Origin of the sequence: Paracoccus sediminis, assembly GCF_900188295.1 — a bacterium.
GTDB classification, from domain to species: domain Bacteria; phylum Pseudomonadota; class Alphaproteobacteria; order Rhodobacterales; family Rhodobacteraceae; genus Paracoccus; species Paracoccus sediminis.
The window spans coordinates 1-26,488 of record NZ_FZNM01000001.1; the positions used below are offsets into that span (position 1 = coordinate 1).

The 26,488-nt window shown below is 67.3% G+C and carries 28 protein-coding genes and 1 tRNA gene; 4 read left to right on the forward strand and 25 right to left on the reverse strand.

The window, feature by feature from the left end:
* Positions 1-11: 11 nt before the first annotated feature.
* Positions 12-88: transfer RNA gene (locus CHB77_RS00005), tRNA-Met, on the forward strand.
* 137 nt (positions 89-225) lie between these two features.
* Here the strand turns inward: CHB77_RS00005 and CHB77_RS00010 are convergent.
* The 25 genes from CHB77_RS00010 to CHB77_RS00125 all read right to left on the reverse strand — a co-directional run bounded on the left by CHB77_RS00010 (position 226) and on the right by CHB77_RS00125 (position 25,102).
* On the reverse strand, positions 226-2,184 hold the full coding sequence (locus CHB77_RS00010) for a GmrSD restriction endonuclease domain-containing protein (RefSeq protein ID WP_089386136.1): 1,959 nt from the start codon (positions 2,182-2,184) through the stop codon (positions 226-228).
* 112 nt (positions 2,185-2,296) lie between these two features.
* Entirely contained in the window at positions 2,297-2,428 is a 132-nt protein-coding gene (locus CHB77_RS18750) for a hypothetical protein (RefSeq protein WP_278185004.1), read from the reverse strand.
* Positions 2,429-2,450: 22 nt separating this feature from the next.
* Positions 2,451-2,696, reverse strand: coding sequence for a hypothetical protein (locus CHB77_RS00020; RefSeq protein WP_423212865.1), 246 nt, complete (start codon positions 2,694-2,696; stop codon positions 2,451-2,453).
* Complete coding sequence (locus CHB77_RS00025; protein WP_089386138.1) at positions 2,693-3,367, reverse strand: YcbK family protein; 675 nt, start codon at positions 3,365-3,367, stop codon at positions 2,693-2,695. Before CHB77_RS00025 ends, CHB77_RS00020 begins: the two co-directional genes overlap by 4 nt.
* 72 nt (positions 3,368-3,439) lie before the next feature.
* Positions 3,440-3,748: a hypothetical protein gene (locus CHB77_RS00030; RefSeq protein ID WP_017998490.1), complete on the reverse strand. Its 309-nt coding sequence runs from the start codon at positions 3,746-3,748 to the stop codon at positions 3,440-3,442.
* A 33-nt stretch (positions 3,749-3,781) separates the two neighbouring features.
* Positions 3,782-5,704, reverse strand: coding sequence for a DUF2793 domain-containing protein (locus CHB77_RS00035; RefSeq protein WP_089386139.1), 1,923 nt, complete (start codon positions 5,702-5,704; stop codon positions 3,782-3,784).
* 21 nt (positions 5,705-5,725) lie between these two features.
* Positions 5,726-9,724, reverse strand: a complete 3,999-nt coding sequence (locus CHB77_RS00040; RefSeq protein ID WP_089386140.1) for a baseplate multidomain protein megatron — start codon at positions 9,722-9,724, stop codon at positions 5,726-5,728.
* A gap of 9 nt (positions 9,725-9,733) precedes the next feature.
* Positions 9,734-10,180: an NlpC/P60 family protein gene (locus CHB77_RS00045; protein ID WP_089386141.1), complete on the reverse strand. Its 447-nt coding sequence runs from the start codon at positions 10,178-10,180 to the stop codon at positions 9,734-9,736.
* Positions 10,177-11,061 carry a DUF2163 domain-containing protein gene (locus CHB77_RS00050; protein ID WP_089386142.1) on the reverse strand — a complete coding sequence of 295 codons (885 nt, stop codon included), beginning with the start codon at positions 11,059-11,061 and terminating at the stop codon, positions 10,177-10,179. Before CHB77_RS00050 ends, CHB77_RS00045 begins: the two co-directional genes overlap by 4 nt.
* Complete coding sequence (locus CHB77_RS00055; RefSeq protein ID WP_089386143.1) at positions 11,058-11,684, reverse strand: DUF2460 domain-containing protein; 627 nt, start codon at positions 11,682-11,684, stop codon at positions 11,058-11,060. The genes CHB77_RS00050 and CHB77_RS00055 overlap by 4 nt, the downstream gene beginning before the upstream one ends.
* The gene (locus CHB77_RS00060; protein WP_089386144.1) at positions 11,684-14,146 is read right to left on the reverse strand and encodes a phage tail tape measure C-terminal domain-containing protein; all 2,463 of its coding nucleotides are present in this window, start codon (positions 14,144-14,146) and stop codon (positions 11,684-11,686) included. Before CHB77_RS00060 ends, CHB77_RS00055 begins: the two co-directional genes overlap by 1 nt.
* Positions 14,139-14,372 carry a DUF7697 family protein gene (locus CHB77_RS18845; RefSeq protein ID WP_425320180.1) on the reverse strand — a complete coding sequence of 78 codons (234 nt, stop codon included), beginning with the start codon at positions 14,370-14,372 and terminating at the stop codon, positions 14,139-14,141. The genes CHB77_RS00060 and CHB77_RS18845 overlap by 8 nt, the downstream gene beginning before the upstream one ends.
* Complete coding sequence (locus CHB77_RS00065; protein ID WP_089386145.1) at positions 14,369-14,806, reverse strand: hypothetical protein; 438 nt, start codon at positions 14,804-14,806, stop codon at positions 14,369-14,371. The genes CHB77_RS18845 and CHB77_RS00065 overlap by 4 nt, the downstream gene beginning before the upstream one ends.
* A 2-nt stretch (positions 14,807-14,808) precedes the next feature.
* Positions 14,809-15,747, reverse strand: coding sequence for a phage tail tube protein (locus CHB77_RS00070; protein ID WP_089386146.1), 939 nt, complete (start codon positions 15,745-15,747; stop codon positions 14,809-14,811).
* Between the two features lie 23 nt (positions 15,748-15,770).
* The gene (locus CHB77_RS00075) at positions 15,771-16,193 is read right to left on the reverse strand and encodes an acyl-CoA transferase (RefSeq protein WP_089386147.1); all 423 of its coding nucleotides are present in this window, start codon (positions 16,191-16,193) and stop codon (positions 15,771-15,773) included.
* Positions 16,194-16,205: 12 nt separating this feature from the next.
* Positions 16,206-17,054: an FRG domain-containing protein gene (locus tag CHB77_RS00080; protein ID WP_131023301.1), complete on the reverse strand. Its 849-nt coding sequence runs from the start codon at positions 17,052-17,054 to the stop codon at positions 16,206-16,208.
* Positions 17,055-17,116: 62 nt separating this feature from the next.
* Complete coding sequence (locus tag CHB77_RS00085; RefSeq protein ID WP_089386149.1) at positions 17,117-17,734, reverse strand: DUF6441 family protein; 618 nt, start codon at positions 17,732-17,734, stop codon at positions 17,117-17,119.
* Positions 17,731-18,045 (reverse strand): head-tail joining protein, encoded by a 315-nt coding sequence (locus CHB77_RS00090; RefSeq protein ID WP_089386150.1) that lies wholly within the window; start codon positions 18,043-18,045, stop codon positions 17,731-17,733. The genes CHB77_RS00085 and CHB77_RS00090 overlap by 4 nt, the downstream gene beginning before the upstream one ends.
* An 11-nt stretch (positions 18,046-18,056) precedes the next feature.
* Positions 18,057-19,079 (reverse strand): major capsid protein, encoded by a 1,023-nt coding sequence (locus CHB77_RS00095; protein ID WP_089386151.1) that lies wholly within the window; start codon positions 19,077-19,079, stop codon positions 18,057-18,059.
* 28 nt (positions 19,080-19,107) lie between these two features.
* On the reverse strand, positions 19,108-19,488 hold the full coding sequence (locus CHB77_RS00100) for a head decoration protein (RefSeq protein ID WP_089386152.1): 381 nt from the start codon (positions 19,486-19,488) through the stop codon (positions 19,108-19,110).
* Positions 19,489-19,529: 41 nt separating this feature from the next.
* Positions 19,530-20,840, reverse strand: a complete 1,311-nt coding sequence (locus CHB77_RS00105; protein ID WP_089386153.1) for a S49 family peptidase — start codon at positions 20,838-20,840, stop codon at positions 19,530-19,532.
* Positions 20,840-22,351, reverse strand: coding sequence for a phage portal protein (locus CHB77_RS00110; protein ID WP_089386154.1), 1,512 nt, complete (start codon positions 22,349-22,351; stop codon positions 20,840-20,842). Before CHB77_RS00110 ends, CHB77_RS00105 begins: the two co-directional genes overlap by 1 nt.
* 3 nt (positions 22,352-22,354) lie before the next feature.
* Positions 22,355-22,567: a phage head-tail joining protein gene (locus CHB77_RS00115; RefSeq protein ID WP_089386155.1), complete on the reverse strand. Its 213-nt coding sequence runs from the start codon at positions 22,565-22,567 to the stop codon at positions 22,355-22,357.
* On the reverse strand, positions 22,567-24,618 hold the full coding sequence (locus tag CHB77_RS00120; RefSeq protein WP_089386156.1) for a phage terminase large subunit family protein: 2,052 nt from the start codon (positions 24,616-24,618) through the stop codon (positions 22,567-22,569). The genes CHB77_RS00115 and CHB77_RS00120 overlap by 1 nt, the downstream gene beginning before the upstream one ends.
* A complete protein-coding gene (locus CHB77_RS00125; protein ID WP_089386680.1) occupies positions 24,566-25,102 on the reverse strand; it encodes a hypothetical protein in 537 nt (178 codons plus the stop codon). Before CHB77_RS00125 ends, CHB77_RS00120 begins: the two co-directional genes overlap by 53 nt.
* Before the next feature lie 134 nt (positions 25,103-25,236).
* Between CHB77_RS00125 and CHB77_RS00130 the strand changes: the two genes are divergently transcribed.
* The 3 genes from CHB77_RS00130 (at position 25,237) to CHB77_RS00140 (ending at position 26,450) form a co-directional block, all read left to right on the forward strand.
* Positions 25,237-25,452: a hypothetical protein gene (locus tag CHB77_RS00130; RefSeq protein WP_036708719.1), complete on the forward strand. Its 216-nt coding sequence runs from the start codon at positions 25,237-25,239 to the stop codon at positions 25,450-25,452.
* 111 nt (positions 25,453-25,563) lie between these two features.
* Positions 25,564-25,791, forward strand: coding sequence for a hypothetical protein (locus CHB77_RS00135; RefSeq protein WP_089386157.1), 228 nt, complete (start codon positions 25,564-25,566; stop codon positions 25,789-25,791).
* 95 nt (positions 25,792-25,886) lie between these two features.
* Positions 25,887-26,450 (forward strand): DUF3489 domain-containing protein, encoded by a 564-nt coding sequence (locus tag CHB77_RS00140; RefSeq protein ID WP_089386158.1) that lies wholly within the window; start codon positions 25,887-25,889, stop codon positions 26,448-26,450.
* Positions 26,451-26,488 lie beyond the last annotated feature (38 nt).

A 26,488-nucleotide genomic window follows, 5' to 3' on the forward strand; every position in this document is an offset into this window, starting at 1 on the left:
GACAACCATGGCGCGGGGTAGAGCAGCCCGGTAGCTCGTCAGGCTCATAACCTGAAGGTCACAGGTTCAAATCCTGTCCCCGCAACCAAAATATCCTGTAAGATCAAATAGTTATAACCCGACGCAAACCGTCGGGTTTTTGCATTGCGAATTCTTGTCAACACCTGGTCAACATTCGACCAGTCCCCCTGAAAAACGGTGCACGCAGCGTTCTGTCCCATGTCGCTATTCCGCCGCAAGGCCGGTGTTCGGTGCATTGAGCCCCTCGACGTAGGACTTGAAGGCCGCGGTCGATGTGAAGCACCGAAACCCCGCGGCGCTGGCCATCGAAATGAGCTCCCCGCTTTCGCCCAGCAGGACCGCCACCGGCTCAGTCAGTTCTTCCTGAACTCCACTCGGCCAGACCAGATCGAAGATGGCACGCTGTTCTCCGGTGTCCGGTTCGACGAAGTCATATGCCATCTGGCCGTGCGCAAGCCCCTGAGCCGCCACCCAAGCATTCAGGGCTTCCAGTTCCTTGGCTTCATCTTCGCTCGCGATGCCGCCCAGAAGCACCCGATCCGTGATCCTGGCTGCCCGAGAACCAGCAAGCCATGACGTGTCGTCGTGCAGCAGGGATGCGAGGCACGTGTTCGTGGCTTCGGCGAGCAATGCTTTGCGAGCTTCCATGAAGTCGCGGTAGTTCTCGATCCGCCAAAGCGCAGGGTCATCGGGGATCCACTGCGAACGCAGCGCGCCGGGGTGTGCGGCCTCGATCTCGGGGAAGTAATCCTCCGGTCGACGGTCCGAGATCGCGAGGTTCGTGTCCTTCGTCAGGAAGCAGAAGTTCGCCAGGGCGTTCACTTCCGCCCGGGCGTAGTTCGCCTCGTACAGCCGCGCGCGTGGGAAGATGTGGTGGACCTCGAGACGGCTCATCTTGCCAAGAAGGTTGTTCTTCAACGGCAGGCCAGTGCCCCAGTCCCGTGCCTCCGTCATGCGGGTGAGCATGTACAGCACCGGATAGAACCGCGCTCCAACACTCCACGAGTGGAAGTGACCAGGTTCGACCCGCAGTCCGCCCTGTGCCAACCGCAGTTCGCCGATCAGCTTGTCCAGATCCCCGCCGCTCTGCTCGAGGATCCCGAGGTCCTTGTCGATGAAGCTCTCGACCGATCCCGAAAAGCGCCCCCACATCCCGGATTGGACGAACCAGAAGAGCAGTTTGTCGCGGGTCTTCGCATCGAGATGGCCGCCCTTGCTGTCCAGATAACGAACCATGACCGGGACGGCGAACTTGGAGAATAGCACGCGGTCGTGGTCTAGACCCAGCCGCCCGCCAATCATGTTCAGCGCAGTGTCGATGTGCTTGACTGCACGCTTCAGGGCGCTGGCGATCTCGTCAGCGCCCTGCGAGTGGAGATAGAGGAACTTTGCCTCGCCCGTCAGGACCGTGTTCACCGACCGCAACAGCCAATCGAGGGTGAAGTCGTAGCCCTCGGAGCGCCAGCGCGCGATGCTGGTTTTCATCGTATCGCGCGCTTCGGGCCAATCTGCGCAAATCTTGGCGAGCGCCAGTTCGCCCTTCGACAGTTTGGTTCCGCCGCTGTTCACTCTATTGAAGATGTCGACCACCACATCGAGGGTCTTGTCGGCACCCGTAACCTCCTCGATGTGGAACGCCTTGTCGCGGATCCCGAGAAGCTGGTTCAAGCGGCCGACATATTCGCCGATCTTCGGAAGATTCTCCGGGTTCTGGCTGAGCGTGGTCAGGAACGCACCGATGCCAGCATTCCCCTTCTGCATGACCTCGGTAACGTCGATCCAGAGCGGATCGTCCCGCATCTTGATCGGTTGGTAAAACTCGAAGTCTTCGCTGGCGAGGTTGAACCTCAGATCCGTGAACGCCTTTGCGTTTCCATCGAAAAAGCGAGGGGGTTTTCCCCGGATCACACCATAGAGCGAGGTGATCCGCTGTTGGCCGTCCAACAGGAGCTTGACGACCCCTGGTGCAAGCTTGCCGTCGCCGCGATGCGTGGCCGTGGACGCGTCCGTCGCCCATACCAGAAGGCTCCCGACAGGATGCCCGCGATACAGCGACTGGAAAAGTCCTCGAACCTGTTCTCGTCCCCAGACATACCCACGCTGGAATTCCGGCAGCGCCATGTGGCCATTGTCGATGTAATCGAGGATCGAGGAAATCTGCATCAAACGCCCAGCGAACGGTTAAACCTATCGCCTAGGATGACCCGGAGCCCATCGTCGTCGCAAGAGGGGAAGCGCCAGAATCTCGAACCCATTTCGGTGCGTGGGTTAATCATTACCTGCATGCCCGCGCCTGATCGCGCATCACGGCGTAGTCGCTGAGCATCCGGACGACGACGGCCCCTTCCGACAGTGTTTCCACCTCGTCGGCGGCGCGGGCCTGATCGGCGGCCGTGTAGTCGACCACGGGTGGGCAGGGCGCGTGGGCTTCAGAACCTGCCATCGCGCAGCCGGTCAGCCAGAGCATCACGATCAGGAGGGCGGCGGGCAGCGGCGTCGAGCATCTGGCGGTGGATGGCATCGTTTCTCTCTCGGGCATCAAGCCGTTCGGCCGCGCGCCCGGCGCGTTCACCGGCGCGGCGCAGATTCAGGAGGAACAGCAGGATCGCTGCGGCGACGAGGATCAGGCCCAGCGCTTTCCGCGCCCGGCCATGGGTCAGAAGCCAGCCGATCACCGCTGGCCCCGTTTCCAGTCGTCAAGCCGGGCGTGGATGGTGACGGCGATGCCGATCAGCGCGATGGCGATCAGCACCCAACGCAGAGTGTCGAGGTAGGGGACCAGCGGCTGGATCGTGGTCTGCGTTTCGGCAAGAACGTCCTGCAGCACTTCAACACCGGCGGCGCCGACGGTGGCAGCCCCAGCTGCACCGCCCCCGCGCAGCGTGCGGCTTTCCGACAGGACTTCGCGCGCGGGCGGCAGTTCCGGGGCGAAGGGCACGGGTCGCGCCGGGAAGGGATCGCCCCAGGACCGGGCAGGCCCGAGGTCGATGTGCATGAAGCCGGAGCGCGGATAGTATCCGAACCCCAGGAAGCCCACCGCCCGCGCCGCAGCCTCGAAGGCTGCGGGATCGTGGTTCGCCATGGCGATGTCGAAGGCGGTGCCCTGAATGTGTTTCGAGGCAGGGGCCCCGCCGACGGCTCGGTTGTGTTCCGGACTGCGATAGGCTGAGCGGATGATCAGCGGCTTGCCGAGGCGGTCGCGCAGGGCCTGCAGCTTGTCCATCGCCTCGGTGTTGATCTTGATCGCGCCGGTGCCGCGACAGGCGATTTCGGCGGCCGAGAAGTTCGGCCAGCGCCAGGCGCTCGCGGGCACGTCGCGCCAGTGGGAGTAGGTCAGGGTGGGCATGGTCAGTTCTCCAAATGAAAAACCCGCCTCTGGGGCGGGGGATGTGGTCGTGGTGGTGTGGTCACCACGCGTTTAGTCGGATCGGCCGCGCTGGAAGGCGTCGAACAGCATGTCGCGCATCGAGCGGATGTCGGTTTCGATCCGGTCGAGGCGGTCGCCATCGACCTTGCGATCTTCGCTGCGCTGCTTGTCGGTGCGGTCGCGTTCGGTGATGAGTTCGCGATCAAGCCGGTCCAGCAGGGCTTCGTTGGTGAAGGCCTTGCGCGTGATCGCCGCGATCAGGGCCATGGTGCCACCGATCAGGGCGGTCAGCGCGGCGGTGATCCCGTGGTCCCGAAAGGCCCGCGCGACCGCGTCGGCGAGTGTTGTCTGGTCGTTCATGATGGTCCTTTCATTGCCGCAGGCTGCGGTTGGTCAGAAATCAGTTTCGAGGTAGACACCGGCGCAGTCGTAGGCGACGGCGGCGGCTGTCGCGCCGGTGTTCAGGAACAGCCGCGGCGACAGGAACTGCGTCGCGGCGGGCAGGTCTGCGGTGATCTCCTGCTCGAAGTTCGCACCCGAGACCTCGTCGACGACGCGCACCCAGACGGAACTGCCGTTCGGCGGTGCCGCGATGAACAGGGTCAGCACCCCGCCCGTGGCAATGGCGAAGGACGCGCCCATGTCGGTGAGTGTCGGCGCCCCGGTGCCGTCGTTCGCGACCAGTTGCCAACGGGTGTGGGTGCCGCGCTGGAAGCCGATGCCGATACAGTTGATGGCGGCGGCCAGCGTCAGGGTGGTGGCCAGCGCGGCCGTCGATCCATAGAGGCCGAAGAATCCCATGCCAGTTGCCTGCAGGGTCGTCAGCGAAATCCGCGTGACGAAGGTCCAGCCGCCGAGGCCCGCCGCGTTCCCGCGCCAGCAGGCCCAGCCTGCGGATCGCTGGTCGGCGACCGAGTCCACGACGGCCGCCGAAGTCAGGCGCCAGCGCCGCATCGAGGCGGCAAGGTTCGTGGCGGCCAGCGTCGGGTGCGAGACGGTGCCGACCGAGGTGATCGGCAAGCCTTCGGTCGTGATCGTGGTGCTGACCGACGGCGACCAGGTCGCGATCCGGTTCACCCCGAAATGCGGCTGGAGCGGAAAGTCCCGGCCAGAGGGGCGCATCACGTCGATCCACGGCGCCCCGGCGCGGTTGCGCGCATAGAGGGCGGCCTTGCCTGCGGGCGGCGGCGATGGCGCTGCGGCCAGACCTGGCAAGACCGTGGGCTGCGGCAGTTCTACCTGACCGCTGGTGCGGTCGATCCTGATCGCCTCGAAAAAGGCCGAGCCATCCGGGCTGACCTTGAAGCTGAAATCGTCATTCCCGAGCAACCCGATGAGGGCGCGGGCCGAGAAGCCGGTCTTGAAGGCGAAGGCCGCGTCATTTCCGGCCGCAGCCTTGTTGACCGTCGCCTCGATCCCGGAGCCTGCGTTGTTCAGGAGCACAGCGGGCGTGTTGACCGACATCCGGTTGTAGCTGTCGGCCGTGGCCCCGCCGAGGCCGAGCAGTTGCGCGGTCAGGTTTGCCTGCGGCATGCCGACCTGCGTGACGGCATTGGCGAATGTGACGGTGGGCGTGTTCACCACCGTGGTGCCGCCTGCGCCAGCCGTAGCAGAGCCGATGTTCACGACCGTGGTCGATCCGGAGGCGCCGCCGGTGCCGAGGTTCACGGTCTTGGTGACGCCGGTGGTCGTCGCCCCGGTGCCCATTCCGTAGGTCGCGGTCGTCGTGGCCGTGCCGATGCTGGCGGACGCTGCCGAGACGGTGACCGTGCCCGAGGCGGTCAGAGTCCCCGAAAACGTCTTGTTGCCGGAGAAGGTCTGCGTGCCTGCGAGGATCGCCAGCTCCGATGAGGTGTTGGGCAGCGTGAAGCTGCACGTGGTGCCTGCGCTGATGCCCGCCAGCGAGAAGGTGGCCTTCTTCGTTGCGTCCGCATCGTTCACCAGGCTGAAGACCGCGTCCGACACGTCGCGCAGCTCGCCCACCACCTCCCAGGCGCTGCCGGTCCAGACGAGGAACAGGCCCTCGGCCGCGACCCAGACCAGCCAGCCGGTGCGCGGCACAAGCCGGATCCAAGCGCCGTCGATCCAGAAGGCGATGTTCAGATCCCACCCGGCCCAGAGTCCGCTCGCGCCGGAGGCCACAAGATGGCGGTTGCCGTCGGTGGGGCTGGCCGGGGGCGCGGTGCGCGTGCGGTTGAGGACCGAGAGCTGCACCATAGCATCGAGCAGGCGCAGGGCCTCGTTGTGGGTGACATGCTTCTGCGCCTGGGCGGCCAGGAGGTAAGGCAAGCCCAGATGGGTCGTAGTGTCAGACATGGGGATTCCCGTGGATTGGGATCAGAATTGCAATGTGACCGCGGCGGGGGTGCCGCGGCCGAGGCGGTTCGAGAGCTGGTAGATGCGGAGCGCCAGTGTCTGGCCGGGCTCGAGCGGTGCGCCCCAATCGGCGGTCTGCTGAGCGGTGGTGTAGAGGACGGAGGGCGTGCTGCTGGTCAGCGTCCGCTTGATCGCAGCGCCGTCGAGGATCTGGAGGTCGTAGGACTCAACGTCTTCAGCGAGCGGCACCTCGACCTGTTCCCAGGCATCGGCCACCAGCGCGCGGGATCGGCGCGTCCAACGGATGGTCAGATCGCCCGGGTTGCGGGCCGTTCGCCACGGCTGATCGACATGGACCGGGGCGAAGGGAACAAGGCCCCGGCCGGTCGGTGTGAAGTCCAGCGCGGCGTAACTAGCGTCGCTCACTGCCCGTGCAGCCGGACCCACGCGCCAATTCCACGGCAGTCCGAGATCAGCCTCGGCGATGGGCAGCGAAGACAGCGCTGTGTCGAGGACCACGACCCGCGCCCCCGCGGGCGCCGTGTTACCCATCGCATGTTCCGTCCCGCGCTGGCCGCGTAGGAGGCGGGTCAGGCGGTACCGGCCGGGTGCGATCAGCTCAGCCTGACCCGCCTGCACGATCTCCCATTGGCCAGCGGCGCTCTCGACCGCCAGCGCATTCGCCCCGCCAAACAGCGCGACATCGGTCACGCTTTCCAGCGTCCCGGACAGCAGATCGACCACCAGAGCGTTGCCCAGATCGAAGCGCGAGGTCGGCCCCGGAAAGAGGTCGAAGGCCAGCGTGCCGATCCGCGCCCGACTGCCGAAGGTGGTGAGCAGATTGAACCCATCCGTCGAGGCGCTGCGGAAGACGGCGATCTCGCCGGGCCAGGGGCTGGCATGGGCGGCGATCAGGGGGCGATGGGCGGGCTGGTCCTCGGAAATCTGCGGCAAATCCAGCATCACCACCTCGGGCGTGCCGAAGACGACGGGGCTGGCGAGCGACGCGGGCCGTGGATCACCGGGCGGCAGATCGTAGGCCGCACGGTCCTGACGCACCGCCTCGATCCCGCGCGCTTCGGCATCGGCGACTGACACCAGCCGGAACTCGACCTCCCGGCCGTCATGCGCGAGCCGGATGACATCGGCAGGGTCCAGCGCCAACCGCGAGGGCGGCAGACGGAAGGTGGCGCTTTCCCGGCCGATCCACGCCTCCATCAGTGCTCGGCGGCAGCGGCGTTCGGCCTCCTCGGGCGGGATCGCCATGGGGAAGGACTCGGAAGCGATGCGCGTGGTGTCGACCGTGATGCGGCGCGCTTCCATCAGCGCCGCGTCATAGTCCTCATCCGCCCGGGCGACCTGCCACTTCAGGGACTGGGGCAGTTCGGTCTCCTGCGCGCGGACCAGTTCCAGCGCCTCGCCTTCCCTGCTGGCGACCAGATCATCCACCGCGAGGGTGAGGCTGGATGCCCGACCGCGCATGACGAAGCGGATCATGCCCTCGGTCTCGATGGCGTCGAACCCGAAATGCCGGGCCAGCGTGGAAATCGACGCGCGGGGGCTTTCCAGCGCGCCGATCACATAGCCCTCGACCGCGCCCCAGAGGCCAGAGACGTCGATGAGGTCTTCCGCCAACCCCGCACGCAGGCAAAGGTGGCGCACCAGCGCGGCGAGCGACACCGCGCCCAGCCGTCCGGTCAGCCAATGCCCGAGCCGCCAGTTCGGCCCGTCTGTCCAGATGCCGGTCAGTTCGGGGAAGAAGGGATAGGGCCGCGCGTCCCAGGTCCAGGCGGCGCATTCCGGAACATGGACCATCCGGCCGCCGTAGATGGATGAGGTCGGGTTGTTCGCCCCTTGGCCCCACCAGAGGTAACTGGCCTCGAGATAGGCACGCTGGATCGTGTCATCTCGCCAGCCACGGGAGAAGTATGGGGTGAAGCTCTCGGAGGACTTGGGGTCGAAGAACACGTTCGGCTGGTTGGTGCCCCTGTCGATGGCCGGGCAGCCGAGTTCCGTGAACCAGACGGGCTTCGATTGCGGCACCCATGCGGTCGGCGTGCCGCTTTCCACCCCGCCCGGCCGGTTGAAATGCGCGTTCGACCACCAGGCGCGCAAGTCCTTGTAGCGGAAGACCCACGGCTTGCCTGCGGCTCCGTCGGTGATGGGTGTCCGCAATTGCGCCGACCGGTCGGCCGCCGAAGCATAGAACCAGTCGAAGCCTTCGCCGCCTGCGATGTTGGCCTGCAGATAGCCGCGATCATGGATCGCGGGCCAACCCTGCAGCGCATCGGCATGGTCGAAGCCGTCGCGCCAGTCCGACAGCGGCATGTAGTTGTCGATGCCGATGAAATCGATGTTGGCGTCCGACCACAGCGCGTCGAGATGGAAGAACACATCCCCCGTGCCGTCCCCCGGCTGATGGCCGAAGTATTCCGACCAATCGGAGGCGTAACCCACCTTGGTCCCCGGCCCGAGGATCGCCTTCACATCCGCTGCCAGCGCCTTGAAGGCGGTGACGGCGGGATAGGCACTGGCGCTGGAGCGGATCGTGGTCAGCCCGCGCATCTCGGTCCCGATCAGGAAGGCATCGACCCCGCCCGCGACCGCGCAGAGATGGGCGTAGTGCAGGATCATCCGCCGCAGGCCCCAGTCGCCGGAGGGGCCGGTCCAGCTGACGGTGTCGCCCGACACCGAGAACTGCGCCGGGGTCGCCACGCCGAAGAAGGCCGAGACCTGCGTTGCGGCGGCGGCGGTCTTGTCGGTGGTCCCGACATAGCCTGCCGCCGGGGAACAGGTGATCCGGCCGCGCCAGGGGAAACTCGGCTGGCCCGGCGTCGCGGCATTCGCGCTGTAGGGGTTCGGCAGGGTATTGCCGGGCGGGACGTCCATCAGAAGGAACGGATAGAACGTCACCCGCAGCCCGCGAGCCTTCATCTCGCGGATCGCCTGCACCACGGCAAAGTCGGCAGGCGTGCCGCCATAGACTGGCCTATCCTCGACGTCGCGACTGACGAGATGGGCTGCAGCGCGGGAGACCCCGTTGACCGCCCAGACCTTGGGGCTGGTGACCTTGGTCGCCACCTCCACGCCGGGCTTGATGGTGCAGTTGCCCGCGCGCAGATCGTTGCCGAACCAGGCGACGACGAGGCTGACGCTTTCGACGGCCGGGGCCATGGCCCGCAGCCGATCGAGGGCCACGACGATATCGGCTTCATCCGGCAAGGCGTTCAGGTTCTCGGTCGAGGTGGTGCCGCCGGTCGTCTGGCCGAACACTGTGGTCGTGGCCCCGACTGTCTTGCGGACAGCCTCGGTCGCATAGGTGAACTCGCCCGAGGCCGGGATCATGGTCACCGCCTTGACCAGCCCTTCGGCGGTGTCGGGATCCGCGAGCGGCCGGAACACCTCGAATGAAAGCTGCGGCAGGCGGTTGCCGTAGGTGGCAAGCGCCAGTTCCTCGAAGACGACATAGGCGGTGCCGCGATAGGCGGGGTTGTTGGCGGCGCCCATCTTGGCGGCAATGAAAGGATCGACCGCCTGGTTCTCGTTCCCTGGATACCAGCGCCAGGTGATCCCCGTCATGTCGAGCGGCTTTCCGTCGGCCCAGATGCGGCCGATGCCGGTGATCGGCCCTTCGCAGAGCGCTACGGCGAAGCTGGCGTAGTAGAGGTATTCGGTGGTCTGGACCCTCCCGCCGCCGCCACCCTTGCCGCCGCCTTGCGTCGTGGTCTTGGTCTCCTCGCGGAAATCGGTCGCCCAGATGATGTTGCCACCAATGCGCATGCGGCCATAGAGCCGCGGGATGATCGCGCCTTCCGCAGCCGAGGTGATGCGCAAGCTGTCGAGGCGCTGGCCCTCGATCTTCTGCGCGGGGGCCAGCGAGGACACGATCCAGCTGTCCACCACCGACCCGATGGTGGAGCCGATGAAGCCACCGATGGCTGCGCCAGAGAAGCCGATGATCGCGCCGCCGAAGGCTCCGCCGATGGCGGAACCGACAGCACCTAGGACAAGCGTCGCCATGGGAAAATCTCAGCGTGCAGGAAACAGGAAGGCGAAGGCGATGCGGCGTCGCCAGGAGGGGGATAGCGGTTCCTCGATCACGCCGAGGCGTTCGTAGGCGTGAAGGAAGGTGCCGGGACCGGTGAGGATCCCCACATGCTTGGCGATGGCGCGGGGCACCATCCGGAAGAGGATCAGCGCACCGGGCGGCGCATCTGCGGGTGCGATCTCGGGCATCATCGCCCGCGCCCCATCGGCCAGCACCTCGCGCGGCCCGGTCTCGCCCCAATCCCGGCTGTAGGGCAGGATCGGAAATGGCTCCGGCCCTACCACCTCGCGCCAGACGCCGCGCGCAAGGCCGAGGCAGTCGCAGCCGACCCCGCGCAAACTGGCCTGGTCGTGGTACGGCGTGCCGAGCCACGACCGCGCGACGGCGATGACAAGAGCGGGATCAGCGGTCCGGTGTGATAGGGTCACAGCACCGCCCCCTCATGGCCGCCATCCTTGGTGGCGTAGCGAAGGACTGTGTCTTGCCCTGGGATGTGCGGGAAACCCCGGAAGTTGGCGACATTGGCGAACTTCGCGCTGCAGGTCGCGATCCGCTTGTCGCAACCCGCCTGGACCACGAAGGCGTCCGTCGCCATGATCGGGCGCACCGGCGCTTCGAGCAGGGTCAGGATCGCCACCCCGTCGACGAGGTCGTGCGACAGCACCTCGACCCGCCGCCCGGCATTCGCACCTGTCGACCATGCGACGAGGCCGAAGGCAAACCAGCCCGCCGCGAATGTGCTGAGGCCGGAGGCCGTGAAGGCCCGGTCGCGCAGCACATCGATCACCGCGCCGGACCCCTTGAAGGCCGCGGCCTCGAGGTTCACGCCGCAGCGCACATCGCCCAGCGCCGCATCGCAGCTTGCCTGAAACGTCCGCCCGACCGTCTGTCCGAGGACATGGGCGAGGCTGCGCACCTCGGCCACAAAGGCGAGCCGCCCGCGCCGGATCTGGCCGATGGCCCCGCGCCGAAGGAGTACGCGCTGCGCCGGTGCCGACCAGTTCACGCGCCAGACCTCGACCGCTGCATTGTCCCATCGGCCGTCGAGGATGTCGGTCTCGGTGATGCGGCTCGACGACAGCACGCCTTGCGCGTCCTGCGCGTCGACCGAGAGGTCAGAGCCGGATCGAACCTCGGAAGCGGTCAGCCCGCTTTCCGGTTCGAACTCGGTGCCGTCGAACGACAAGGTCCGGTCGTGGTCCGTGAAGCCGAAGGTCACGCCATCGGCGCGGCTGATCCGCCAGCACCAGGCAAGCGTTGTCGTGCCGTCGTCGAGATGGGCCTGCAGCGCAGGGTTCAGGGACTTCATGTGCGGATTTCCACGAGAGGGATCGAGGTGATCGAGCCGAGCCGTTCGAGATCGAGGGTGACGTCGAGGGCGTCTGTGTCGAAGCGGACGGGGACGTCGAATTCGAAGCCTGCGGTGATGGCCACGCCCAAGGCCGGGGCGGTGGTGAAGGTAATGAGGCCGGTTGAGGTGGAAACCGACCAGCCGGAGGCTTGGGGCGTGCCGTTCAGGGCGATGGTCACCGTTCCGGTGACGGGCTTGGTGATGGCCCGCGTCCAGGACTGCGCGCCCGACGTGTAGCGCTTGGTGAGCTGGAACAGGGTCGTCGTCCCGTTGCCGGTGCCGATGGGTTGATCGCTTGGCCCCGGCGTCTGTGATGGCAGGCTGGACTTGAAATCGGCCCAGTCCTTGAAACGGAAGCCGTGCAGGCGGCCGTTGCGGGCCTCGAAGAAGGCGACGACCGCCGCCAGATCGTCGGCGCGGCGGATGCCATAGGCCACGTCGTAGCGGCGGCGGCTGTTGGCCCAGCTCGCATTGCGTTCCTCGGCCCCGCTTGCCAGTTCGACGATCTGGGTGCGCCGCTCGGGGCCGCCGCGCGCGCCCCGGCTGATGTTGTCCGGAAACCTGACCTCGTGAAACGCCATCACATCCCCCTCCGGCCCAGCGAAACGGCTCGGGCGATATCGCTGGCCACCTGCGTGCGCGATTGGCGGAAGCTCTCGGCGTCGCGGGCGTTGATCGTGACATTGACGGTCGACGCGCCCGCCTGGCCGTACCCCGCCGCCTCGCGCCGGGAGAGAACCCGCTCGCCGCGCTGCAGGATCGCGGGCACCTCGTCGGGCCGCAGCCCAGCCCAACCGCCGTTATGCATGCGAGGGGCATGGGCGAAGGCCAGCGCCGGGACCATCCGGCCGGGACCGGGCGCGCCGACCATCCCGCCCGTGTGCAGGATGTTGGCGAAGATGCCACCCGCACCGCCCAGCGCGCCGGAAAGGGCATTGGCGATGGGGCCGAGGATGAAACGACGAGCCGCGAGCTTGGCGAGATCGGCGATCATCGAGGTGACCAGATCGCGGAAGTCGAGCTTGCCGGTCTTCACGAAGTCGCCGATGGCGTCCTCGGCGCTCTGGAACGCGCCCACCAGCGCGCTGCCGATATCCCCGCCGATGTCGCGCGCCTTGGCGGCGTAGTCGGCCAAAGCAGCGGTGACCGCAGCCCAACCGGTGGCGGCCTGGTCGGCCCCGTCCGCCGCCGCAGCCCCAGCATCCCGCGCGGCGGCCCCGGCACCTCCGGCAGCTTCGGTGGTCTCACCCAGTTCGTTGTTCAGGGCATCAGCTGAAGCAGCCGCATCCGCCAGCGCGGTCTCGGCCTCGGTCCCTGTTCCGTTCACTGCATCCTTCAGCGCCTGCCAGCTGGCGAGCGGCCGACCGGCGGCGTCAGCCAGCATCCCTGCCGCTTCGCGATAGCCATCCGCCCGGGCGCGGGCGTCGTCGGCCATGGCACCGAGCCCGAGATCGGGCGGCTCGAGGTAGGTCCGCGACAGCGCTGCCGAGAAGGCATCGGCGGCGGCGGCACCTGCAGCGGTCGCGGCGCCCTCGAAGGGGTTGCCGATGCGGCCGAGTTCCACCGGGTCGAGGATGCCGATCCGCACGCCACCTTCGCCTGTCGCCCATTCCGGCAGCAAGGCCAGCGCCGCGTTCAGGGTCGCGATGAAGCTGTTGATCCGGGTGACGACGCCGTTCAGCATCGCCTCGACACCAGAGATCAGCCCGTTCGCGGCCTGGAAGGCGAAGTCGCCGATGGCGCCGGGCAGGCTGCCCCAGATCGCGACCGCCGCGTCGTAGGCACCCTGGAAGATCGCCGCCGTCCGGTCACCGAAGCTGACCACGCCTGCGATGGTGCCCTCGAGGGCCGAGAGGCCGGCCGCTTTCAGCCCCTCCCATCCGGCCGCCATGCGCGCCAGCGCCGCGTCGAGTGACAGGCCAATGCGGGACCAGACTTCGCGGGCCAGATCGCCGAGGAGGCGAAACGCCTCGCCCACCCCGCCGACCCGGGCCACCAGCTGCGAGAACTGGTAGACTAGCTCGCCCGCGCCAACGATCAGCGCACCGATGCCGGTGCGGATAAGGGCGCCGCGCAGGAACACGAGCGCCGTGGCCAGGCCGCGCACCGACAGGGCCGCGGCGGCGAGACCCGCCACCCACCGCCCGGCCATGACGGCCGCGAAGGTCGCCGCATAGGACGCCAGGCGTCCAAGGTTGCCGATCAACCCGTCGATGGCCGAGCGCAGGACGCCACCATCGGAGGCGAGGGCCACGAAGGCATTGGCCAGCGCCTCGATCGTCGGGGCCATGGCGACGGCGATGCGGTTCCGGAGACCATCGAACACGAGGGATACGGTGCCCAGCGCCAGTTGCGTGCGGCGCAGGGCTTCGAGCGCGTCACCGTCCAGAACCGCACCCAAATCGGAGGCCTGGTCGCCAAGCCGCGCCATTTCTGCCCCACCATTGCGCAGGAGCGGCAGGAGGCGGGTCGCGTCCGAGGCCATGGCCTCGAGATAGAAGGTCATCTCCTGCTGGCTGAGACCGGCGCGTTCCAGCGTGTCGACGTAGAGTTGCAGCGCCTCGGGGCCGGAGAGGCGCGCGAACTGGTCGGCGGTGACACCGACCCTCGGGGCCACGTTCTCGAAGAAATCCGCCATCGGCCCGCCGCCGGTCTGGAGGAAGTCGCCCACCCGGTCGTTCACGTCCTTCAGGATGTCGGCCAGCTTCTCCTGCTCGATGCCCACCGTCCTCGCGCCAGCCGACCAGCGCTGCAGCGCCTCGGGCGTGGCATTGGCAACCTGCGCGAACTGCCGGATCTGCGCGGCACTCTCGGCGGTGGAGCGGACGATCAGCCCTAGTGAGGCCGTGGCGGCGGCAGCGGCGGCCCCAAGGGCAAGGCCCGCCCGGCGCGCAAAGGCGGCAAGCCTGGTGTTCGCCAGTTCCATCTCGCGCGACAGGCGACCGAAGCCACGGGCCCCGGCCTCACCGACCCCTTCCAGTTCGGCGCGCACGCGGCGTCCGCCCTCCGCCACGAGGCGGACGGAGACCTTCTTCTCAGCCATTCCGGCGTCCTTCCATCTGCTCGTTGAGTTTGAGCACCATCACCGCCTCGATCTCGGGCAGCAGTTCGGCGGCGATCAGGGCATTGACGCCCAGCGCCTGTGCCAGTGCGAGGGCGGCCCCCATGTCCCATCCGATGACGGCACCCGGCGCGATGCGCAGCTGGCCGCCGAGGCGCTGGGTCAGGTCCCAGACCTGCCAGCCCTCGACGGTTTGCGGCCGGTTCAGTCTTGCGGGGCAGTCGGGGCAGGGGCCTGCGCAGGCCGCGCAGTAGCCGTCGCCCCCGCCGAAGGACCAGTCGGCGAGGGCGCGGAGGCGTTTTTTTCTGTGTCCAGCATCAGACCGCGGGCGACGTATTGCGCCTGGAAGGCTTCGAAGACCGGCCAGATTTCCAGCAGGGCGTCGATCCCGGCTGGGCTGACGGGTACGAGGTTGCCGTCATCGTCGCCGACGCCTTCCCATTCCAGGACCGCGCGGCGCGCGACCGCCTTGGCCATGGCGAGCGCCATGTCCTCCTGGCTGGAGCTGTCCGACAGGCCGTCCATCATGGGATCGGCGCGGGCGGAGACCATCAGCGCAGTGGTCAAAGGGGCCACGAGGACGCGCAAGCCGGGCAGGAGGTCCAGCCATTCGGGCCGGTTCGACAGGTTCAGGCGGATCATGGTCAGTATCCCGTGACGGTGTTGACGAGGACTGCAGTGCACATGCGGGCGGGGCTGGTGGCTTTCGCGGCCTGCCAGTCAAAGGTGGCCTGGATGCCCTGGGGCCCGGGGATCTCGATCCGCGGGACCGGCAGGTAGACGGCATGGGCCGTGAAGGTGAAACTGGCGTTCGCCCCGAGGCTGTAGGCGAACTCGAGCTCGCAGGGCGTGCCGTCGATGGCCTGGGTCACCAGCGCAGAGTCGGCGAACCGCACCTCGATCCGGCCGGTCAGGGCCGCCATGCCGGGATCGGCGCCCTCGATCTTGCCGTCGTTGCGGATGGTCTCGATCCGGTCGAGGCCGTTGGCATAGGTGATCTCGGCCGAGACGACATTGCCCAGCGCCGTGCCGTTGCGCTTCACCACCCCGTTGAAATGCCCGAAGCGCTGCAGGCCCAGCGCGGTGGGCGTCCCCGCGGCCGTGGTGGCCGCGATGGTCTCGCCCTGTGCGATCAGACGTGCGGTCGCCGTCAGCAGGCCCGAACGGTTCATCTGCCAGCTGAGCTGGTCCATCACGCAGCCCGCATACATCGCGAAGCGCGGCACCTCGGGCATCGCCACTTCGATGGCCATCGAGGGCAGGGTCCAGTTGCCCGACTGGAAGGTGTGGGTCTTGGGAGTCGTCCCCGTCGTGGTCGGGGCGCCGAAGGCCGCCTTCAGCCAGAAGCCGAAAGCCTCCACATCGATCGGCACCACCACCTCGCCATCGGCGGTGACCGCGTCCTTGATCGGGGCCAGCGGATCGCGGCCATAGCCGAGCAGTTCGCTGTTCAGCAAGGGCTGTTCCGCGCCCAGCGTGGTCCGGGCGAAGGGCATCAGCCGATAGCCGCTGGCGGGCGGGGTGCCGTAGACGGTTTCGAACGCAAGCGCCATCTGCGCCCGCGCGCCGTGTGCGCGTGCCAAGGGGGTCTCCTATGTGGGGGATGTCAGGCCAGAGGGCCGGTGGTGGTGTAGTGCAGGACGACGGTGATCACCGCCGCTTTCAGCGCCGCCGCGCCCTCGATGGGCAGATCGACCGAGGCCGGGGCATTCGGTTCCACCCAGTCACAGAGGCCGCCAAGGGTGCGGTCGGCTTCCAGCGCCCCGCCGATGGCGGCGATCAGGTCGTCGAAGGCGCTTGCCCGGTCGGTGCCCGCCTGGACGACGATCTCCAACTCGGCCCGGTGCTGGTAGTGATAGCGCAGGGGCGACAGAGTCACTTCCGGCTCACCCGGCTGGCCGTCGCGCAGGATGATCAGCCCGGCCGCCGGGATCCGTTCGGGCACGATCTCGTCACGCAGGGTGAGGGCGGCAAGCGGCTGCAGCCGCGCGAGCAGCGCGGTAAGGACGGTTTCGCGGGTGGTGGGCATACGCTATCTAAATCAAGCGCCAACGTGATGGATGGCGCCGACGGTGAAATCTGAATGGGGAACAGATAACAGCATCCCGTAACCCGTATCAAAGTAAGGAGGAGGAAAGAGAGAGCGGACGCCTACCATGCTCCCTGAGCCAAGCCACTTGAACGCGTCAGAGAGGTTGAATCGGATCACGCCGATAATCGCTTCTGAATAATCCATTATTCGGCCGCCCTGCTCGCCCTTTGCCCGAAAGAGCATTCCATGCTGAGAATGAGGCCGCAAGAAAATGGACGGGACCGTAACTCTCAGGTCGATAAGTTCGGTTTTGCGGCTCAACAGCATTCCGCGGCGAGGTTTTCCGCGTCTATCATCGTTGGCGGACAGCAGGATTATGTAGCAATAAGAATCTTCCGTGACTTTTCGTTGGTCGAAATGGAGAAATTCTTTGTGTTTCCCGACCGAGAAAGCTTGATGGGATGCGAACCAGAGCGCGACCCAAACATTGTCCACCACATCGATCCACGTTGTGTGAATTCCGTAATGCTGAAGCAGCGGCTCATGGGCGTAGTCCGGAAATCCTTCGAAAATTCGGCAGTTGGCTCGAAACAATTCCAGCGTGGAGTTAAGTGCTGCATGTCTGTTTGTTTGGGCGGCGTCACTCTTAATTCCGCGGTAAAGCGTTGGTGACAGACCATCATATAGCTTCGATTGGCCTCGCAAGAACACTCGCTCAAATGGTTGCGCTTTGAACTTTGCGTATCCAACGGCTTGAGTGAGCGCATGTGGACTCTCTACGTGCAACACATTCTTGCCTGACGCTTGATCAACCAAATAGCTTGCATCGCGAATAGTCACCTTCTCGAAAACGCTCATTGCGAACCCCACTATCGGTCAGATTTGTAAGGGCTAATCCATCTCGAAGCTCGCGTCGAGAGTCAGACCCACCCCGCCACGATCCTTCCCGGCACGCCGTCGATGGCCTGATCTGCATCCCGCGCCAGATCGAGCCGCTTGCGAAGCTTGACCTGCGGCACGAGGAGAAAGATTGGCACGGTGGTCAGTCCTCGGCCCGTCTTCGCGCGGGATGCCACCGCCCGGCCCTTGCTGTTCAACCGCCCCTCGGCCACCAGCAGGCTTGGGCCCCGGCGGCGGTAGATCAAGCGCAAACGGAGGCCGGTTCGGCGTTCCCATTCGCCGGGTGTGATCCGACCGCCGCGCGTGGATTTTCCTGCGGCGGCGGTGGGGATCGACAGCCAGAACCCGTTGCGCGACCGGATCAGCGGCCCCGTGTCATGCGCGCCGACGATGACCGGGGCGTTCGACCAGACCAGCGCCGCGGCGTTCAGGCTCTCGCTGCCCTTGGGATAGGTGGCCAGCCGGATCGTGTTGCCAAGCCGGGTGCCCAGCCCCGCGCCGGTGATCTGGCCGCGCCAGGCGGATTTGAGGCTTGCGCCCGCCTCGCGCATGGCGGTGGTAACTGCCTTTTCTCCCGCGGCAATTTCCGCCTGCATCAGGGCTGCGAGGTCGGGGCTGATTTCCAGCTTTAGCTTCATGCTGGCCTCAGATCGAGCGTCCAGATCAGCCGCTCGCGATCCCGCAGCGGCTCTCCCTGGATGACATGGCTTTCGGCGCCGATGACGATCACATCGCCCGGGCGCGGGGCGGGCAGGTCTGCCACGCGGACGTCCACAACGGTCGTGTCGCTGACGAAGCGCCCCGCGCCGAAGTCGGTCACGCGATCCGGGGCGCGGCGGATGATGCGGATCGGGCGTTCCTCGGACGTCGTGGCCGAGATCCAGAGGGCCGGTGCCGCCATGGAGGCATGGGTGAAGATGCGGTCCATGGCGGCGGCAAAGACGGACATGGGTAGGTCCGTCAGTTCGAGCTGTGGATCCGGACGGCCAGCCGGGGTCGCTTGTTGACCGGCAGGATCGAGGCCTCGGTCATCACGTCGATCCAGCGGCCCTTCTCGTCGAGATGCTGGCGGGCGTAGAGGGGCAGGCCGATGGTGTTGGCGGTTTCCAGCAGGTTCGCGGGGCCGCCATAGGTGGTGAAGGTGTCCATCGTGCCGAGCGGGAAGGCGATGCCCTCGTTCGCCGGAACTAGCCGTTCGGTGGCCTTGGTGGAGAGGGTGACGGTGCCGGAATATTCCTCGAAGAGGATGCCGGCGAAGGGGAAGTTGCGGCGGACGTCCTCGCGCAGCGGCTGGGCGCCGGTCGAGGCGTAGAACTTGTAGGCCTCCTCGGTCTTCGGATGCGCGATCAGCTTGTCGAAGAACTCGCGGCTGACCAGCGCATGGACCGAGGTCATCGCCTCGCCGAGGAGGTTGTCCTCAATGGCCCGCAGCACCTCGCGCACCTTGCCCTGCACGTTCGTGCCTGCGGTGCCGAGCACGAAGTCGACCGAGATCTGCGCCAGGCCGAATTCGGTGAAGTAGTTGTAGATGGTCGTGCCCGCCCCGTCCTTCACGATGCCGCGGAGCGCGTTCATCTCCATGTATTCGCGGGTCTGGGCGTGCTTGCGGCGCATGAGGAGCAGCTTGCGGTTCATCACCTCGACGAGCGGATCGGCCGCATCGAACGTGCCCAGCGCGGGTTGTCCCTGGATATCGGCAGGCAGGATGACGTCGTCATGCGGGATCCACGGCAGGGCGAAGCTGCGCATCGACCGGCCTTCGCGCGTGCCGACGGTGGCGGGGCCGCCGAGCGGGACAGAGGGGAGAAGGCTGAGGACGCCCTCGTATTGCTCGATGATGACGGACCGTTGGCTGACCCCTTCGAAGCGGAAGAGGCCGATCTGGGCGAGGCGGGTGTAGAGGTTGGGCAGGATGTTGATGGCCTGCGTCATCTCGGCCAGCGAATAGCCGCCAGCGTCGAAGGGATTGCGGATGAGGGTCATGGGGGATGCTCCGGGGGAATGAGGGGGATCAGACGCCGTCGCGGGCGACGATGCCTGCGGCGGCCAGCTGGCCGATCTTGGTGGTGATCTTCGCCGCGTCATCGACGGTGGCGTCGTAGGCGAGGCCCGCGCGCGAGACGATGGCGGGGCCGCGGGCAATGACGATGCCCACCGCGTCCGCCAGCGTGGCATCGACGGCATAGAGCAGGACGGCCGAGGCGGTCTGCGCGCCATCGGTGCCGCCGCTGGTCGCCAGCTTGTATTTGCCGCTGGCGGTGATCCGGCCGAGGACGGCGCCGACAGGGTAGGGCATGCCCGCGAGCAGCGTCACCACCTCGCGGGTGTAGTTGGGGTTGACCTCATATTTGAGGACATCGCCCATGCTGGGCGGTTCCGTCAGGACGGGCATGGTTCAGTCTCCACGATGTTGGGGGATGGGATGCGCCGGGATCAGCGCGAGGCGGCGGCCGACTTCTTCGCGGCCGCGACGATGGGGCTTTCCTTGGCCCCTTGTGCGGGGGCCGTGGCGATGATGCCCGCGGCATCACTGCGCGCGGCGAGATCGGCCAGGACCTTCGCACGCAGCGCCTCGGGCTTCACGCCCTTCGCGACGGCATCGGCGGCATCGATCTGGATGCCGAGCCGGGCGGCCTGCGCGCAGACTTGCGCGACCTCCGCCGCCTCTGCGCGGATGGCTTCGGGCGACATCGCGGCCGCCGCCGTCTGCGGCGGTGCGATTGCCGTGGGCGCGGCCGGTTCCGGCGGGGTGCTGGCAGCAGGCGCGGTCGCAGGCTGCGCATGATCTTCGGGGGCAGTGGTCATCATCAGGCCCTTTCCTCTGGGGGTGGATGTGCCGCGGGGTGCGGCGGCGAAAGCGCGGAAGGCGGTGACGGGATCGGCCACCTCGTCGGCAAGACCGGCGAAGACCGCCGCCTCACCGCGGAACACGGCGGCTTCGGTGCTTAGCGCGCGTAGGGTGTCGAGGCGGCGACCACGACCTTCGGCGACGGTTTCGGCGAAGAGCTGACGCAGGTCTTCCAGCTCGCCCGCGATCCGGGCGCGGACGGTCTCGCGCAGGGGCTGGTAGGGGTTCGCATCGACCTTGCGGGCTCCAGCATGGATCAGCGTGACGGCGATGCCCTTCTGATCGAGCGCCCCGCTCATGTCGCTGTGCATGGCCACGACGCCGATGCTGCCAACTGCCCCGGTACGCGGCAGGATGATCCGCTCGGCCTGGGATGCGAGGGCGTAGGCGGCCGAAAGGGCGTGATCCGCGACGAAGGCATGGATGGGTTTCACCTGACGCGCGGCGCGGAGGCGATCCGCCAGATCGAAGGCCCCCGCCACTTCGCCACCGAAGCTGTCGATGTCGAGGGCGATGCCGCGGATCGCCGGATCGGCAAGCGCCGCCTGCAGCTGGGCCGCGATCCCTTCGTAGGATGTCAGCCCCGAGGATTGCCCGATCCAGGCACCACGATGCACCAGCGTGCCTGCGATCTCGATGACGGCGATCCCGTCCACCACAGCGAAGGGCTGTCTTCCGTTCCGCGCCTGGCGGTTGGTCAGGTCGTCGCCGAGCAGCGATGCGCGGGCAGGCAGGGTGGCTGCTTCGCGATCCTCGGCCATGATCTCCAGCCCCTCGACGCTGATCTCCCGCCCCGTGATCCGGGGACCAAGGCCGGTCACGAAGGCCAGTGCCTTGGCAGGATCCACCATCAGGGGCGTGTTGAAGACGCGCTGGGCGATCTGGGTGTGGTGCATCATGCGTCCTCCGCGCGCCGGGGTTCCCGGTCCTCCCCATCCTCTTCCTGATTGCCGTCCTCCTGCTGATCTCGTTGCTGGCCCTCCGCATCACCCGGCGCAGCGCCGCCGCCTGCCGCCTGTGCGGGTGACCCCGGCCGCCGGAAGTCGAGACCCAGTTCCGCCTCGCGCTTGCGTTCGGCCGCGATTTCCCGGTCGACCTGCTCTGCGTCGTATCCCCGCTCGGCGATGGCCTGTGTGCGGGATTTGAGGCCTGCCTCGATCTGCAGGATCTCCGCCGCGGCGTCCTTCGCCGGGTCGATCCAGTCCCATTTCGTGGGGAGCCAGTCACAGGCGAGGTAGGCACGCCGGTCGGTGGCATAGCCCGGAAAGTCGATGGCGCCCGCCAGCACCGCCGTGTCCATCCAGCGCGTCCAGACCGCCCGGCAGAGCTGGTGAACCATCACCGAATGCTGGAAGGCGGAGATGCGGCGACGGAAGTCGACCAAGGCGATCCGGGTGTTCGAGAAGTTCCCCTTGGCGGTGTCGCCGGTCAGATACCCATAGGGCACGCCCAGCGCAGCGCCGATCTGCAGGAGCGTCCGGTACTGGAAGGGTTCGTAGGTGGACCCGGAATCCGGCGTCGAAGGCGTGGTGACGTCTTCGCCCGGATCAAGGCGCACCACCTGGCCCGGTTCGACCTCTAGATCGTCCTCGGCCGGATCGAGGGCGGTTTCCGGGGCGGGGGAGGTGATGAACATCGCGAACATCGCCGCGGTCTTTTTCCGTTCCAGTTCCGCATCGTCGTAGAGATCGAGGGTGAAGAGCTTCACGACGGCCGCGGCGAAGCGTGTCACGCCCCGCAGCTGGCCCGCCTCGACCGGATCGAGGATGTGGATCACCTCCGAGGCCGGAACTCGAACCGTTTCGCCCGCCAGCCCCGGATCGGTACTGTCGCCCGGATGGCGGCGCAGGAAATGGTAGGCGACGCGCCGCCCGATCCCGTCGAATTCGATGCCCTGCCGGATCGATCCCGCGCCGGGCAACACGCGCGTCATGTCCTGCGGCAGCATTTCCGAGGAGAGCATCTGCAGCTGCATCGGCACGGTCAGCCCGTCCTCCGGCCGTCGCGTGCGGATGCGCAGGAAGACCTCGCCCGCGAGAAACACCTCGCGGGCCGCCCGGCGCTGCAGCCCGAAGAAGTCGGTCAGCCCCTCGGCATCGGCCTCGTCGGTCCAAGCAAGCCAGAGCTTCTGTAGCTCCTCCTTCTTCGCGGCGTCCGCGATCTTCGACGAGGGCTTGATCCCGTCACCGACGACGTGGTTCGCGAAAGCATCGACGGCATTTGCGGCGTAGCCGTTGTTGCGCACGAGCCAGCGCGCCCGGGCGGTGATCGTCTCGCCCGAGGCCGAGATCAGCGTGTTTACATGGGCGCGGGTGGCGCGGAACCCGCGCATGCGACGATGAGACTGTGCGGCGTCGAACCCGCCGATGATGGACCCAAGGCGGGCACGGAAGGCGTCGAAGACCATGGGTCAAAGGCCCTTCGTCGCGACGGTGCCCCAGCGACGGCGGCGGGGCGTCGCAGAGGCGGTGGCGATCCGGCCCTCCAAGTCGCGAACGGCCGCCGCCAGTTCGGCATCCGAGCCATAGGTCACGGTCTTGCCGTCATAGCTGACGCTGCGCAGCCCGGCGAAGCGGGCTTCCTGCAGCGCGGTCAGCAGGGCCTGCATGCGTTCCAGGTCCATCAGTCCCTCATGAAGTTCGGGGTGTAGGCCCGCCGTTTCCGGCGTGGCGTGGTCAGGGTTCCGGCCTTCGGTTGGGCCGGGTCTTGTGTGGCGATGTCGGTTGCGGTGGCCGTGGGCAGGCGCGTTTCCACGCCCGCCTGCGCTTCCAGCCGCCGCCAGGTTGCCTCGTCCCATCGGTCGGCGCCGAGGATCCACGCCGCGGCACGGGCATAGACCCGGCAGTCCAGCGCCTCGTTCCGCTCGCGCATCTTCTGCCATTCCTGATGGGCATAGCCGCGCTTGTTGCGGATGGTGACCAGCTGTTCCGCCACCAGCTGTTTCAGCCATTCTGTGTCCGCCCAGCCGGGCAGGTGGATCGTGCCGGGGGCATCGAGGGCGCCCGAGCCGCGCGCCTCGTCCGAGGGGCGTTCGATCCGCAGGAAGCGGTAGGTCTCCGCCTTGAAAGTCGCGGTCGCGACCGACCAGAGCCGCGCGCCGCGGCGCAGCCGTTTCCCGCCGATGGTGGCGTCAACGAAGGTCGGGCCCGAGACCGGTGCCGACCGGTTGAAGCCCTCAAGCCCCTTCAGGGGCGCTACCTGTTCGAACCCGACCTTGCGCGACCATGCATAGACCGCCGCGGCCTCGTAGCCGGTGTCGATGCCAAGTCTTGCCACGGTCATGAAGGCGCCGTTGGCATGCTGCCAGCTGCGCCCGAGCAGGGCGGTGAGCTTGTCCCAGGCGGCGGGGTCGTCGGGGCCGCCCGGGATGACGATGTGATCGACAAGCCAGCTTTCCATGCCCCGGCCCCAGGCCCAGATGTCGACCTCGATCCGGTCCCTCTGGACGTCGGCCCCGGCCGTCAGAAACAACCCCGCCATGGGCACCGTGCCCGGCTTCCAGGATTCACGCCGATCCGCCAGCCGTTGCCACTCCGGCGCATCGCCCGACTCGACCCATGTCTCGCCCAGCAGCGTGTTGCGCGCGGCGCGCAGCGTCTCGTCCGAACCTTGGGCCGCCAGCCACTCCCGCGCGACGTCGGACCAGCTTTTCCACCCGAGCGGCGAATAGAGCGCCGAGAGATGGAAGCCGATGGCCTTCGGATCCCTGGAAACCGCTGTTGCCCGCCATTCCCCCTTGGCCAGCATCTCGGTCTTGTGGTGCTCGGCGATGGGGCGTTCGCAGCCTTCGCAGTGATAGGCGGCGGTTTCCGGCTTCCCCTTCGCCCAGCGCAGCCGGTCGAATTGCAGCCATTGCATCGTGCCACAATGCGGGCAGGGCACAAAATAGCGCCGCTGGTCGCTGGCCTCGAACTCCCGCTCGATCCGGGACAGCCCCCGGATCGTGGGCGTCGAGACCATGAACACCTTGCGCCGGTGCGAGAAGGTCGTCGTCCGCGCCTCTGCCAGCGTGACCGGATCGCCTTCCTCGTCGGCCGAGGCGGGATAGGCGTCAACCTCGTCGAGGAAGACATAGCGCGCAGGCATCGACCGCAGGCCGGTGGCCGAATTGGCTCCGGTCAAGACCAGGATGCCGCCGGGGAATTCCTTCGACAGCATCGAATTCCCGGCATCGCGCGACCGGGCCGGGTTCACCCGTTCGCGTAGGGCCGGGCTGTCCGCGATCAGTGGATCAAGGCGGCCCCGCGAGGTGCGCTTGGCCAGTTCCAGGCTCGGCAGCACCGCCAGCATCGGCCCCGGCGCGTGATGGATGACGAAGCCGATCCAGTTGTTGCCCGCTTCCGTGGCCCCGACCTGCGCCGCCTTCATGAAGGTGATGCGCTGGGCGGGATGGCCCGGCGACAGCGCATCCATGATCTCGCGCAGGTAAGGGGCCCGGGCGGTGCGATAGCGCCCCGGCTCGGCCGCGCCACGCGACGACAGCCAGCGATGCTGATCCGCCCATTCCGACACCGTCAGGTTCGGATCCGGGCGGAGGCCCTGTCGCCAGACCCGCAGCAGGTCCTCGGCGCCGTCGAAGCCTAGATCGAGGTCGGCCGTCAGATCGTTGTCATCGTCCTCATCATGCAAGCGAGACCCGGAGGTCGGCGAGGGCGTCGAGCTGTTCGCGGACATGGGCTTCCAGCACCCTCTGCATGATCGCGGTCTCGATCGTCACCGATGCCCCGGATTGCCGTTCCACCTCCGCCATGATCTGCGCCGCCATCAGCGCGGCCACCCGTCCGGGCCAGGTCACCCAGACATCCCGTTCCTGCCGCGCCAGGCGAAACACCAGCGTTTCCGCCCGCGCACGGTCGACCAGCGTGCCCTTCTTCTTCTGGACCGCGATCTGCTTGTCCTGCGCGGCATAGACCGTCAGCAGCGTGCGGGCCTTGATGTAGGACGAGGTCTCGCCCGCACCGCTGGCCAGCCCGTCACCACCAAGCGACCTACGCTGCTGGTCGGGAGCCGTCATCTCGGCCCGCCGCACATCCGAGGCCGCGGCGTTGATCGACCCGTCGTCATGGACCACCAGCCGCCCGTTCTTGCGCGCCTTCTGCACCCCGCCGCGCGACAGCCCGGAATGGGCCGCATACTCGCGTTCGCTCATGCCTTTCATGGTGCCGTTGTGCCTGTCAAGATATTGAAAATAAACAGGAAAATACAATCAATCCCGTTGATTGTTTCCCCCTCCGGAGCGATTCTGTCGTCCATCAACAGGCCGCATCGCGCCGATCCCAGGAGGGCTTCACCATGACCACGACCACCATCCGCATCGACTATTCCACCCTTCCCGAGGGCTTCGACCTGAGCCGCCCGGATGCCATTGCCGAGGTCATCGAGCAGGCACTGCGCGAGAGCGGGATCCCGGCCGAGGCGTCCGACGTCCTGTCGCACCTGAAGATCGAACTGCCGACCGCCCAGCTTGGTGCCGCCAGCCGCACGCTGGCCGAGATGCGGCTGATCTGACCGGAGCGATCAGAACGCACTGATATTGCTCCGATTTGCCTACGATCATCCGCCCTGCAGAGCGATGGTGTTCGCACCAGAACGATGCAACTCACCGAAGGATGCCCCGCCATGACCACCCGCCGCGCAGCCGACAATTCCAAAGCCCTCGACGCCTTCATCGCCGCCAAGGCCGAGATCGACACGATGCTGGAGCGCCTGAAGGCCCTGAGCGACGACCACTTCGAGACCCACCCCGACGAGATCAACTGGGGGCATGTCGGCACGCTGAAGCACTATGCGGGCCTGCTGCGCCAGATCACCGACAGCGCCTTCAAGGAAGGCGAACACGCCGCCTGACGCGCCCACACGGCGCGACGGCCGCCCCGTCCGACGACGGGGCTTGCCTCCGTAGAAGGCGCGCACAGCGCGCGCCGCAGCGCCCGGAGGCCCCGATGACCACCCCGTCCGACACCCAATCCCTGATCCTGTCCCGCGCCGCGACCCGGCCCGGCAACCTCGCCCTGCCGCTGCCCGAGGGGCTGGTCGGCGCCGCCGCCAAGATGGTGGTCGGCAAGATGATCGCCCACGGCTGGCTCGAGGAGGTCGAGGCCAACCTGCGCCGCAACGAGCCGATGTGGCGCGAGACCGGCGACGGCCACGGCACCACGCTGATTGCCACCGAGGCCGGGCTGGAGGCCATCGGGATCGAGCCGTTGGCGGCCAGTGCTGTCGCCAGCGCGCGGAAGGCGAAGCCGAAACCGGAACCGGTGCAGACGCCCGACGACACCGCCGCCACGAAACCTGTCGCCATCCGCGCTGGCACCAAGCAAGCGCAGATCATCGCCATGCTCCAGCGCCCCGAGGGCGCAACGGTCGCCGAGATGGTCGCGGCGACCGGATGGTTGGCCCATACCGTCCGCGGCGCCATCTCTGGGGCGCTGAAGAAGAAGCTGCGCCTACCCATCGCCGCGGAGAAGGTCGAGGGCAGGGGGACTGTCTACAAGCTGCCCGCCTGAGCCTTCAACGAATACCACACTGCGCCGCCGCCCCGCCC